Genomic DNA, 11772 nt, shown 5'->3' on the forward strand with positions numbered 1-11772 from the left:
GGGCCTCGGGTGGAGAGGCGGGGTCACGGTATCAGGTCGGCGCGGGCCGGGCTACTTCCGCCACTGCGCCCGCAGCTGCCGCAGCGCCTCGTCCACCAACTTCTCGCCGCTCCCCGCCGCGACCCGTGCAGAAACCACCTCGTAATTCCCCTGCGGGTACGCGACGCGGTTCGGGATGTAGCCGATGCTCCCGTTCGCCAGCTCGGCGCAGATCGTCTGCTTGAACGGCGACCCGGCCTTGATGGTGAGCCCGAGCTCGACGAAGATCTCGCCCGGCAGGCTGACCCACGCCAGGTCGTCGCCGAGCGAGATGACCTGCACCTCGACCGCGAACGCCTTGCCGAGCCGGCCCGCCACGTCGGTCGCCTGGAACGCCTTCACCTGCTCCAGGAACGCCGGCGCCGGCTTCGCCCCGGCCTGCAACGCCGCGATCACCGCCTTCCCCTTGGCCACGTCCTCGGCCGTCACCGCGGGCAGCTCCAGTTCGACCATCGCGGTGCTGACCCGCAGCGGGCCGACGGCGAGCGGTTCGAGGCGGTCGTACGTCCGCAGCACCTCGGCGGCGAGGCGCGTGCCGATGCGGGCGGCCTCGCCGTCGCCCTTCTGCGGGGCGGCGCTCGACACGTTGATGTGGTTGATGTCGCCGCAACAGCCCGTGGTGAAGATCGTGACCATGTCCTCGCCGCGGACGGCGGCGAGGCAGCGGGCGAGCTGGTACGGGTAGTCGGCGGAGTAGTACATGCCGCCGACCGTGTCGAGGTGCATGGCGAAGTTCACGTACGTGGCGATCGGCTTGCCGTCGAGGCCGTCCACGCACACGACCGGCACTGCGGGGTCGGTCGGGCCGGCGGGTCGGACGATCCGGGGGTTGAGCTTGCCGGGGTTCCAGCCGACGGTGCCGTCGAGCATGAAGAAGCGGCGGTTGAACGCCAGCCGCTCCTCGCGGCCGGTCGCCGTCGTGACGCGCGCCGGCCGGCGCTTCTCGTCCGCGGCCTTCACCGCGGCGGCGATGCGGGCGGGGAGTTCCGCCAGGTAGTCGCGCAGGATTTGCTGCCCGCCGGGGACGCCTTCCGCGAACGCGCTGCGGGCGGACAGCACGGGGCCGGTGTGGGAGTGCGTCGCGGAGATCATGACGTTCGCGGCGGGGATGCCGGTCGCCTTCTCGACCGCGGCCCGCGTCGCCTCCACGATTTCGCGCGGCGTGCCGATGAGGTCAAGGGCGACGAGCGCGACGCGGGTGCCGTCCTGTTCGAGGACGAGCGCCTTGGCGTGGAGCGGGTCGCGGGTGCCTTCGGCGCCCCGGGCGGAGTAGTACCCGGCCATCGGGCAGCCGCGCGGCGGTGTGATGTCCGACACGGCGGCGCCGGCGGTAAGGCCGGCGTGCGCCAACTGCGGGAACGCGAGCGCGGCGAGGAGCGCGAGTCGCATGAGAACCCCTTTTGGTTCGCAGGATGACGGACAGGCTACCCGACCGGCGCGGAATGGCCAAGGACCAATGACCCACCAATGACCAAGGACAGAACCCAGTGTCTTCTATGGTCATTGGTGGGTCATTGGTCCTTGGCCATTGTGGGGTGTAGCACCTCACCCCCTCACCGGTTATCCTTAGCCGATCCTTCTCCCCAATGGTGCCCCATGCCCCGCCCCTCCCGCCGTAAGTTCCTCAAGGCCGCGCTCGCCAGCCCGACGTTCGCGGCCCCGATGTTCGCCCAGGACCGCAACGCCAACTCAAAACTCGGCATCGCCGTCATCGGCGTCGGCGGGCAGGGGAGCGGCAACAACGGCCTCGCCGCCAACGAGCGGCTCGTCGCCCTCGTGGACGTGGACGACCGCAAGATCGCCGAGGCCATCAAGAACCTCGGCGCGAAGGCCAACAACCCGCCCGTGTTCCACGACTACCGCCGCATGTACGACGCCCACGCCCGCGACCTGGACGCCGTGTTCATCGCCACGCCGGACCACCACCACGCCCCCGCCGCGGTCCGCGCCATCCGGCTCGGCAAGGGCGTGTTCTGCGAGAAGCCGCTGACGTACACGCTCCACGAGGCCCGCACCCTCGCCGCCGAGGCGAAGCGGATGAAGGTTCACACGTCGATGGGGAACCAGGGCCACGCCGGCGACGGCTACCGCCGGCTGTGCGAGTACATCTGGGCGGGGGCGATCGGCGACGTGACCGAGACGCACAGCCTGATGACGCGCAACTTCGGCGGCACCGGCGGCCGGCCCAAGAGCGAGCCCGTGCCGGCGGGGCTCCACTGGGACGAGTGGCTCGGGCCGGCGCGGGCGCGCGACTACCACGGCGGGCTGCACCAGTTCGGCTGGCGCGAGTGGAAGGAGTTCGGCACCGGCACCCTCGGCGACATGGGCTGCCACGTCCTCGACGGCACGTTCTGGGCGCTGAAGCTCGGCGAGGCGAAGACGTTCACGATCGAGTGCGTCAGCCAGCAGCCGGGGAGCGCCGAGCGGTTCGCGCGGGAGAACCACCTCCGCTGGACGTTCGGCGCCCGCGGCCCGATGCCGGCCGTGACCGTGAACAGTTACGACAACACCTGGCCGCAGCGCATCCGCGAGCTGGAGAAGGAGCACGGCGAGAAGTTCGGCGGCGGCACGGTCTACGTCGGCACCCGCGGCATCATGGCGACCGACACTTATGGCGGCAACCCGCGCATCGTGCCCAAGCGGGCGCACGACACCTTCGCCCCGCCGCCGCAAACCATCCCGCGGTCGCGCGGCGGGGTGAAGGGCGACCTGATCGCGGCCCTGAAGGGCGGCCCGGCGCCGTCGAGCAGCTTCGACTACGCGGGGCCGTTCACCGAGTTCGTGCTGACGGGCGTGCTGGCGAGCAACGTCGGCGCGGGGAAGAAGATCACCTGGGACGTGGAGAAATTGACCGCCGACCTCCCCGAAGCGCAGGCGCTGGTGCGGCGGACGTACCGCGCGGGGTGGGAGGTATGATTTCCGCCGCTCGCGGCGTAGCGGCGTCTACGCCGCTACGCCGCAAGCGGCGGTCCGTCACCGCCCCTCGACCCAGACGAGCGCGGCGGCCACGTCGTCCGCGACCGGCCGCCGTGGGCGGAAGCGGCTCACCTCGTTCGTCCCGTTCACCGGCTCGGACGCCACCACCCGCGGCCCGGCCAGTAGCCCGAGGTCGCCGGCCGCGACACCCCCGGGCACGACGGCGTCGTGCGGCAGCAGGACGTACGGCTTGTCCAGCTCCATGTACCCCTGCAACCCGCGCCGGGCCACGACGCCGGCCACCGACTCCTCGAACAGCCCCGCGAGCAGCGCCAGGGTGGGGGCACCGGGCTCGGCGTGGCGCGGCTGCGTGAGGTCGAGCGGGACGCGGGGCGGGCCGACATTCACGAAGGGTTCCACGAACGACTCGCCCCAGACGACCACCCGGCCGGCGTCGCCCCCGGGCTGCTTGTGGAGCCAACCCAGCACCGTTCGCAGGTCGCGCAGCTGGTTCCCGAGGACGGTTCGCCCCAGGATTTGCTCCGTCTGCGACAGCGAGGTGCGGCTGCCGCTCCGCTCCGGGGACGTGCCGGGCTGCGTTTCGCCAGTGCCGCGCACGTCCGGGAGGCAGACCGCGACACCCGCCTTCAGGAAGGCGTCGATCGCCTCGCCGCGCTGCTTGAGGAACCCCGCCCGCCCCGGCTGCGACACCATCACCACCACCGGCCGCGGGCCCGGCACGGTGGGCTTCAGCAGCAGCAGCGGCACGGTGATCCCGGGTTCCGTCTCCAGGGCGAAGCGGGCCAGCGTGCCCCCGGGGATGGGTTCGGAACGACCCGCGAACACGGCCGGGGCCGGCCGCGGGTCGACGTCGCCGAGTCGGGCTGCCCACTCCTTGCGCAACACCGCTGGCCGCTCCGCCGGCCGCACCGCGTCCAACCGCAGGCGCACCGCGGCCTGTTGTTCCACGCCGATTTCCTGGAGGACGAGCCCCAGTTCCCGCGGGCGGAGCCACAGCGCCTCCGCGGGGTCGGTCCAACACGCGAGTTGGTCGGACGGGAGCCGCTTGCTGTACTCCGCGGGCGACGGCATGCCGAACCACTTCGCCAGGTACGGGTACACCATCTTCCGATGAACCGCGCCGATGTGCGTGCAGTGGGTGCTCTCAGGCGGCTGGCCCTTCACGCTGCCGCCGCCGTGGGCGAAGCCAAGCTTGTCGACGGCGGCGTAGAAGCCGAACACCTTCTGCAGCCGCGGCCACGCCGGGTCGGTCGCCGGGTTCCACGCGAACTCGTGGGCGTACACCACCGGCCGCGGGGCAACGCACCCCACGATCACCCAGTGGGCGAAGCCGTCGCGGGCGCCGTTGCGGAGGCCGCGGGTGCTCTCCCAGTACCCGTCGCCGAACCACGCGAACTCGCGGTCTGGGTTCGCCGTGACGCTCGACTCCGGCTGCCAGCCGCCGAAGTTGAACGGCACGACGCACGAGATACGCCGGTCGAGCGCCGCGGTCACGCCCGCCGGGTCGCCGCCACCGGCGACGGCGCCGAGGATGATGATGCGCTCCGGGTCGGCGCCCGAGTGTTGCAGGAGCACATCGACACCGCGCATCAGGTCCCACGCCATCCAGCCCATGAGCGAGTCGCCGACCGCCGACAGCTGCAGGTTCGTGACGTAGCGGTGGTAGTAGTCCTGTCGGCCGGCCTTGAACTGTTGCGGGAAGTCCTTCTCGGTGCGGAACGGGTGCTGGCGCCGCTCGCCGTGGCCGAGGTGGTCGGGGACGAGCACGACGCCGCCGGCGCGCGCCCACGTCATCCCCATGTCCTGAAGCTCGCCCTGCGTGCGGCCGGTGTGGTGACTGTGCGACAGGAGGAAGCCCGGCATCTTCGCCGCGGGTGTCGCGGGGCGGTAGCGGTTGGCCGTGACCCACAGGCCGGGCCGCGACTCGTAGACGAGGTTGTCGATCACAAAGCCGTCGCCGGGGATCGACTTCAGCACCTCGACGCGGACGCGCGCCGGCGGCTCGGGCCAGTGGCCGAGCGACGCCTTGAGCGCCACCAGGCGCGGGTTGCGGAAGGCTTCCCAGTCGGCGCGGGACCGCACCGCGGCGAAGGCGTTCGCCTCGCGCTCGCCGGCGTCGGCGAGGCGCTTGCGGGCGTCGGCCCAGACCATCTTCGACAGGGCCTTGGCGCGCGGGTCGTCGGGCGGGAAGACGGCGGGGTCCACGTCCGGCAGGTCGGCCGCGACGAGGGCCAGGGCGGCGACGGCGAGAAGGGTGCGCATGACGTGTGTGGAACGTTCGGGGTGAGTCCGCTTGCGGCTTTGCGCGGGGCAGCGCGTAGCCGCAAGCGGCGAAACGGGTGTTACCGCGTCGTCGTGAACCGCCCGTCGGCGCCGTCCTTCGCGTAGGCCGCCCGCACCGGCGCGAACGTCCGCTCCACCAGCGCCGCCGGCGCCGCGTTCCCCGCGGCGTCCTTCGGCGCGCGAATCACCAGCGGGCGCGGCGACAGACTCGCGGCGAGGTCGGGCAGGTCGTACACCGCCAGCGCCCCGGGCACGACTCCAGCGAACTGGTTCACGCTCACCGTCGTCCGCGCCACCTCGTCCCACGACACGCCGCCGCCGACCAACTGCACCGCCGCCACGTCGTTCGGCAGTAGCGCAGCGGTGTGCAGCACCACCGACGCCGCGGCGCCGTGGCCGATGAGCTCGATCTCCTTGTCGGCGGGGCTGCGGAGATGCTTCACGACCGCCATCAAGTCTTGCACCCGCCGGCCGAGCAGGGGCCGGCTCAGGTGCAGCGACAGAAACGTCTCGCGCGACTCGACGCCGAAGTAGTTCGGCCGGCCGGGCGCAGCCACGCCGGGGGCCGTCTCGCCGAAGCCGCTCAGGTCGAGCGCCAGGACGTACCGCCCGGCCTTCGCCAGCGCCTCGGCGTCGGCCGTGGCGGCCGCCTTGCCGCCGTCGTGGACGAGCACCACCCGTGCCCCGTCGCGCCGCTCCTTCGCGGGCACGAACGCCACCGCCGGCAGCGGCAGCCCGCCGTCGGTGCGGTAGATCAGCTTCAGCAGCGTGTAACCCTCACGGCCCTCGGCGCCGACCTTCTCGACCGTCGTCTGCGGGGACGCGGTCAGGCCCAGCTGCTTGGCCACCGCGGCCCGCAGCGCCGCCGGGTCCAGGGCCTTCCGCTGCTTCCGCGCCTCATCCGCCGCGACGGCGTTCAGGTCGAACACGGAGCGGCCCTTCAGGTCTTCGATCACGTTGCCGGTGCGGGTGCAGCGCAGGTCGGCGTCCTTCTCGATCGGGAAGTCGCCCTCCGTCACCGGGGTATCGACGCCGCGGAGCCAGCGGTTGAAGAACCGCACCGCCGCCTCGCGGTGGCTTTTCGGGTAGCCGTGCGACGTGTCCGTCTCCACGAGCGACAGCCGTTCCGGGAAGCCGAGCTTGGCGTACACCCGGCTCGCCTCGCGAAACGTGTCCCACGTCCCCTTGATGTCGAAGAAGTCCTTCGACGCCGCGATCACGAGCGTCGGCTTCGGCGCCCGCATGGTGACGTAGTCGGCGTGATCCATTCCGACCGCCACCTGGCCGGGGATGTTCTGCTCGCCGTCCTGCGGGCCGATCGTACTGAACAGCCGGTCGAGGCTCGTGAGGTAGCACGACGGCGCCGCCGCGGCGATGCGGTCGTCGAGCGCCATGAGGTACGACGTGAGCGTGCCGCCGCCGGAGCAGCCGGTGCAGCCGAGCCGCTTTTCGTCCACCTCGGGGCGTGAACACAGATAGTCCAGCGAGCGGATGCCGTCCCAGACGCGGTAGCTGGCGGTGCAGTGCCCCGTCGGCAGGGCGCCGACCATCGTCATGGTGTGCTCGCTGGTGCTCCCCTTGATTGCGGGCTGGCCGAGCTTGTCGAGTAACTGCACGCGCTCGCCCTGACCGATGGGGTCGTAGGCGAGTGCCGCGAAGCCGTTCTTCACGAGCAGGACGCAGCCGCGCTGCACGTAGTCGGCGGCCTTGCCGGTCTGGCTGTGGCCGATCGGCATCAGCACCGCCGGGAACGGGCCGGGGCCGTCCGGCAGGTACAGGTTCGCGGTGACGTGGTGCTCCGGCCGGCTCTCGAAGATCACCTTTTCGATGCGGTAGCCGTCGCGCTTCAGGGTGCCGACGGTGCGGGCGTTCAGCGGCGTCTTGTCGGGGAAGCCGCCGAGTGCGGCGACGAACTGCTTCCGCAGCCGGTCCTGGCGCGCTGCGATGTCCGCGGGCGTCCTCAGCGCCTCGACCTCGGTGGCGCGGGCGGCGAACTTCGCGCGGCACTCGGCGAGCAGGAGTTCGTGCAGGAGTTGCTTCGGCGGCGTGGGGCCGGCGGGGAGGAGTGGCGCGTCCTGCGCGGCGGCGGTGCCGGCGACGAGGAGCGACAACGCCAAGGCGTAGCAGCGGTGCATGTTGGAAATCCAGGAATAACCACAGAGTCACAGAGGGCACAGAGAGAAGAGAGAAGGCAGGGGCCGAACCGTGTTGAAACCAGATTCCTCCTCTTCCCTCGGTGTTCGGTTTCCTCTCTGTGCCCTCTGTGACTCTGTGGTTAACTGTGTTTGACCTCTCAACCCGGGAAGTGCCACACCTGCACCGCCCCGGCCATGTCGGCGGCCGCGAGCCAGGCGCCGTCGGCCGACCACGACACGGCGTGAATCCAGTCCTTGAACTGCCCGCCGCGCGGCCGGCCGACCTCGCTCACCAGCCGGCCCGCCTCCACGTCCCACACGCGGACCACCGTGTCCCGCCCGCACGACGCGAGGTGCTTGCCGTCCGGGTGGAACGCCAGGTCCGTGACGCCGTTCAGGTGCCCCGGCGTCAGCGGCCGCGGCTTCTTCGCCCCCGTCGGGTCCAGCAGCGTCACGTTCGGCCCGTTACCGTCCGACTCGCCGCCGCGGCCGACGGCCAAGACGCTGCCGTCGTTCGAGTACGCGGCGGCGGCGAAATGCTGGCCGCGGAAGTCGGCCGACAGGTCGCGGACGACGGCGCCGGTGGTGGCGTCCCACAGCTTCAGCGCGGCGTGGCGACCGCTGTCGAACACGAGCGGTAGCCGCTCGCCGACGCACGCCTGCCGGCCGTCCGGCGACACGCCCACGCCGTAGGCCCAGCCCTTCACCTGCCAGCGGGTGCGGACGGTCGCGGTGGTCGTGTCCCACACGAGGACGTGGCCGCCGTCGTCGCCGGACACGGCCGTGCGGCCGTCGCGGGTGAGCGACAGGTTCACGACCCATTCACGGTGGCCGCTGAAGGCGCGGCTCTCGCGCACGAGGCGGACCTCGGCCGGGATCGGCGGCGGCACGCGGGCGCCGTTGCTCTTGCGGCGCTCGGCGTCGGCGATGGCGCGGGCATTCAGAATTAGCGTCTCGGCAGCACCGGTCGGCTCGGCGGTCGGGTTCCACAGGCGGACGGTGTGGTCGTAGCTTGCCGACAACAGCAGCGAGCCGTCGGGCGTGCTGAGGAGCTTGCTAACGCAGTTGGTGTGGCCGTCGAGGCGGCGAATCGGTTTGGGCGCGTCGCCGCCGGGGCGGTCGGGGATGTCCCACAGGAGGACGCCGCCGAGGTTGTTCGCAGCCGCGAGCCGGCGCGAGCGGCCGACCCAGGCCACCGAGGTGACCCAGTCGGCGTCCCACGGCAGCGTCCAGGCGAGCGCCGGCTTCGTCAGGTCGGGCATGAGGGAAATCCCGGCAGAGAATAGCCGCAAAAAGGCACAAAAAGCACGAAAAGGAAGACAAATCAAACTCTGAATAGCGTCTTGGTTCTGTCTTCCTTTTCGTGCTTTTTGTGCCTTTTTGCGGCCAATCTGTCTTTGGTTCTAAACCAGCGGAGCGATCGGCGCCGAGCCTTCGGGCGTCAGCCACACCGGCCGCACGCCGTGGAAGTGTTTGGCCCGCGGGTTGATCCCCAGCGTGTGATAGATCGTCGCGAACAGGTCGCCCTCGCTCACCGGGTTGTCGGTCACTTCCTTGCCGTCGGCGTCGGTGCGGCCGTACACCTGCCCGCCCTTGATGCCGCCACCGGCGAGTACGACCGTCCACGCCCGGATGAAGTGGTCGCGGCCGGCGCGGTTGTTGATCTGCGGCGTGCGGCCCACCTCGCCCATCCAGATCACGAGCGTGTCACGCAGCAGGCCGCGTTCCTCTAGGTCGAGCAGCAGGCCGCTCCACGCCGGGTCGAGCACCTGCATGTTTGCCTTGTGGCAGACGAAGTTGTCGGCGTGGCTGTCATAGTTCTCCTGGCCGACCTCCACGAACGGCACGCCGGCCTCGACCAGCTTGCGGGCCATCAGGCAGCCGCGGCCGAACTCGGTGTCGCCGTACCGCTCCTTCGCCCGCGGCCACTCGGCGGCGGTGTCGAACACGCCCTTCGCCCGCATCAGCCGCCAGGCGCGTTCCTTGCCGGTGCGGTGGCTGTCGAACGGCTCCGCCGGCCGGCCCGACGTGAACTCGCCGTCCAGCTGCCGGAACAACTCGGCGCGGCGGCGCTCGGCCGGCTCGGGGTGGTAGGCGCTCGTAAAGGACGGGAGCCGACCGTTGCCGCTGACGGAGAACGGCTCGTGCGCCGGCCCGAGGTAGCCGGCGCCGCCGTTGCCGCACGACCCCATGCGCACGAACGTCGGCAGGTCCGACGCGGGGTCGCCGTTGAACCGGGCGATGACGGCACCGATCTCGGGGTGCGGCGTCCGCTCGTTCATCTTGTAGCAGGTGTGCATGTGATAAATGCCGTCCGGGTGGTCCGGCGACTGCGTCCGCATGCTCCGCACCACCGCCAGCTTGTCGGCGACCTGCCCCATCCGCGGCAGGTACTCGCACACCTGGAGGCCGGTTACCTTCGACTGCACCGGGCGGAACGGCCCCGCGGTGGGGCGGCCGGGCTTCATGTCGAACGTGTCGATCTGGCTGGCGCCGCCGTTCATCCACAGGAGGATGCAGCGCTTCTTGGCGCGGACCGCGGCGTCGGCGGCGCTACGGGCGTAGGCCAGCGCGCCCCAGTTCGGCAGGATCAGACCAGACCCGGTGACGGCGGCGCCCTTCAGGAACGCCCGGCGGCTCAGGTGAGAGAACATCACGCGCCTCGGAATCGGAACGTTGGCCACAAAAAGGCACGAAAAGACACAAAAAGTAAGACCGAGCCAAGATTGAAAGCGGTCGTTGTCTTCGTTCCTTTTTGTGTCTTTTCGTGCCTTTTTGTGGCCAACCTGTCTTCAGTGATTGAACCGGAACTCGCTCCCGTTCAGGAGCACCCAAATGACATCCTCGACCAGCGCCTCGGCCTTTTCCGGCTGGCCCAAATACGCCGCCACGGTCGCCGCCTCGGTCGGCGTCGGGCGGCGGCTCAGCACCGTCATGTACAGCCGCTCCGCCTTCCGCTCGGCCGGCTCGCCCGACTTCAAAATCGCGTCCGCGAGGCTCCCCGGCCGGCGCGTGATGAGGCGGCGGACGTGCTCCGAGTTGTTCAGGAACAGGTGCTCGCCGAGGCCGCCCTGGAAGTCGCCGAGGCCGTTCGTCGGCTCGCCGAACGCCCGCAGGAAGTAGTCGGCCCCCACGTCCGGTGCCTTCTCGCCCGCCTTGCGGCCGGCGTCGAACAGCGTGGCTTGCCGCATCGCCGTCAGCATCTCCTCGGCGGTCAGCGGCCGCACCCGGGCGCGCTCGAACCACTTCGGCAGCGCGGCCTTCGTCGGCCCCGCGAGCGCGAGCTGGTAGCCGTCCGAGTTCACGATCTCGCGGGTCAGCCACTTCAGATCGAAGTTGTGGGCAACGAACCCGTCGGTGAGCGCCGTCAACAGCGCGGGGTGCGACGGCTCGTTGTCGGCGTGGAAGTCGTCCACCGGGTGAACCAGCCCGCGGCCCATGTACTGCGCCCACACGCGGTTCACCGCCGCGCGGGCCAGGTACGGGTTGTCCTTCGCCGTCAGCCACGCGACGAACTTCTCCTTGCGGGAGAACGCGGGCCGCGGCAGCTTCTCGTTCGCCTTGGGCGTCGGCTCCTTTGTCTTCGGCGCCGGCGGCTCGTCCAGATCGACGCCGCCGAGGACGCGCGGCCGCACCGGCTCGCCCTTCCGGCCGGGTGCCTGGTCTTTCGCGTTGCCGCTGAACAGCACGTCGCCGCTCGCCTTCTCGCCGATGGTGAAGGTGCGGTTCGCGCCGCTGCCGCTCTCCTGCACGACGAGCCGCACGAAGAACCCGGCCATGCCGTAGAAGTCCTTCTGCGTCCAGCGGTCGTAGGGGTGGTCGTGGCAGCGGGCGCACTGGAGCTGCGTGCCGAGGAACACCCGCGACACCTGCACCGCGGCTTCTTCGGGCGCGTTTCGGAACTGGACGTGGTACAGCTCCGACCCGGCCTTCTCGCCGGTGAGCAGGTCGCCGACGATCCGCGTGTACGGGGCGTTCTCCTGGAACTGCGCCGCGAGCCAGGCTTTGAAGCCGTCGCGCTTGCGGGTGGCGTCGATGTTCCCGGGGTTGCGGCCGAAGAGCACCAGGTCCCACACCGTGGCCTGGGCGGGGCCGTAGCGCGGGTCGGCGAGGAGCTTGTCGATCAGCTTCTCGCGCTTCTTCGGGTCGGCGTCGGCCAGGAAGGCGACGGCCTCGTCGTGGGTGGGGATGGTGCCGACGAGGTCGAGGAACACGCGGCGGAGGAACTCGCCGTCGGCCGAGCGCGGGGCGGGCGTGACGGACTGCGTGGCCCACGCGGCGCGGAGCTCGGCGTCGATGGTGCTGCGGTCGGCGGCGAACGCGGGCGCGGCGAGCAGCAGCGCGACGAGGGCGAGGAGACGGGGCATGGTGGGAACCC

Annotated in this window: 7 protein-coding genes; 1 reads left to right on the top strand and 6 read right to left on the bottom strand. The window is 71.0% G+C overall.

What is annotated here, in order from left to right:
• Positions 1 to 51 precede the first annotated feature (51 nt).
• A complete protein-coding gene (locus tag ETAA1_RS05055; RefSeq protein WP_145234877.1) occupies positions 52 to 1428 on the bottom strand; it encodes a neutral/alkaline non-lysosomal ceramidase N-terminal domain-containing protein in 1377 nt (458 codons plus the stop codon).
• A gap of 207 nt (positions 1429 to 1635) precedes the next feature.
• On the opposite strand from ETAA1_RS05055, the gene ETAA1_RS05060 reads away from it, so the two are divergent.
• On the top strand, positions 1636 to 2955 hold the full coding sequence (locus ETAA1_RS05060; protein WP_202920676.1) for a Gfo/Idh/MocA family protein: 1320 nt from the start codon (positions 1636 to 1638) through the stop codon (positions 2953 to 2955).
• A 57-nt stretch (positions 2956 to 3012) separates the two neighbouring features.
• On the opposite strand, the gene ETAA1_RS05065 is transcribed toward ETAA1_RS05060, so the two are convergent.
• From ETAA1_RS05065 to ETAA1_RS05085, 5 genes are all read right to left on the bottom strand, one after another.
• Positions 3013 to 5238 carry an alpha/beta hydrolase gene (locus tag ETAA1_RS05065; RefSeq protein ID WP_145234881.1) on the bottom strand — a complete coding sequence of 742 codons (2226 nt, stop codon included), beginning with the start codon at positions 5236 to 5238 and terminating at the stop codon, positions 3013 to 3015.
• An 80-nt stretch (positions 5239 to 5318) separates the two neighbouring features.
• Positions 5319 to 7394 carry an acetylxylan esterase gene (locus ETAA1_RS05070; RefSeq protein ID WP_145234883.1) on the bottom strand — a complete coding sequence of 692 codons (2076 nt, stop codon included), beginning with the start codon at positions 7392 to 7394 and terminating at the stop codon, positions 5319 to 5321.
• A 158-nt stretch (positions 7395 to 7552) separates the two neighbouring features.
• The gene (locus tag ETAA1_RS05075; RefSeq protein WP_145234885.1) at positions 7553 to 8656 is read right to left on the bottom strand and encodes a WD40 repeat domain-containing protein; all 1104 of its coding nucleotides are present in this window, start codon (positions 8654 to 8656) and stop codon (positions 7553 to 7555) included.
• Positions 8657 to 8797: 141 nt separating this feature from the next.
• Positions 8798 to 10048, bottom strand: a complete 1251-nt coding sequence (locus tag ETAA1_RS05080) for a DUF1501 domain-containing protein (protein ID WP_145234887.1) — start codon at positions 10046 to 10048, stop codon at positions 8798 to 8800.
• A 138-nt stretch (positions 10049 to 10186) separates the two neighbouring features.
• A complete protein-coding gene (locus ETAA1_RS05085) occupies positions 10187 to 11761 on the bottom strand; it encodes a DUF1549 and DUF1553 domain-containing protein (RefSeq protein WP_145234889.1) in 1575 nt (524 codons plus the stop codon).
• Between the last annotated feature and the right edge of the window lie 11 nt (positions 11762 to 11772).

This window comes from Urbifossiella limnaea (genome assembly GCF_007747215.1).
Classification (GTDB): domain Bacteria; phylum Planctomycetota; class Planctomycetia; order Gemmatales; family Gemmataceae; genus Urbifossiella; species Urbifossiella limnaea.

Excerpts from the sequence above, each read along its gene's own strand:
- ETAA1_RS05055 (WP_145234877.1), bottom strand. The coding sequence starts at position 1,428 with ATGCGACTCGCGCTCCTCGCCGCGCTCGCGTTCCCGCAGTTGGCGCAC.
- ETAA1_RS05060 (WP_202920676.1), top strand. The coding sequence starts at position 1,636 with ATGCCCCGCCCCTCCCGCCGTAAGTTCCTCAAGGCCGCGCTCGCCAGC.
- ETAA1_RS05065 (WP_145234881.1), bottom strand. The coding sequence starts at position 5,238 with ATGCGCACCCTTCTCGCCGTCGCCGCCCTGGCCCTCGTCGCGGCCGAC.
- ETAA1_RS05070 (WP_145234883.1), bottom strand. The coding sequence starts at position 7,394 with ATGCACCGCTGCTACGCCTTGGCGTTGTCGCTCCTCGTCGCCGGCACC.
- ETAA1_RS05075 (WP_145234885.1), bottom strand. The coding sequence starts at position 8,656 with ATGCCCGACCTGACGAAGCCGGCGCTCGCCTGGACGCTGCCGTGGGAC.
- ETAA1_RS05080 (WP_145234887.1), bottom strand. The coding sequence starts at position 10,048 with ATGTTCTCTCACCTGAGCCGCCGGGCGTTCCTGAAGGGCGCCGCCGTC.
- ETAA1_RS05085 (WP_145234889.1), bottom strand. The coding sequence starts at position 11,761 with ATGCCCCGTCTCCTCGCCCTCGTCGCGCTGCTGCTCGCCGCGCCCGCG.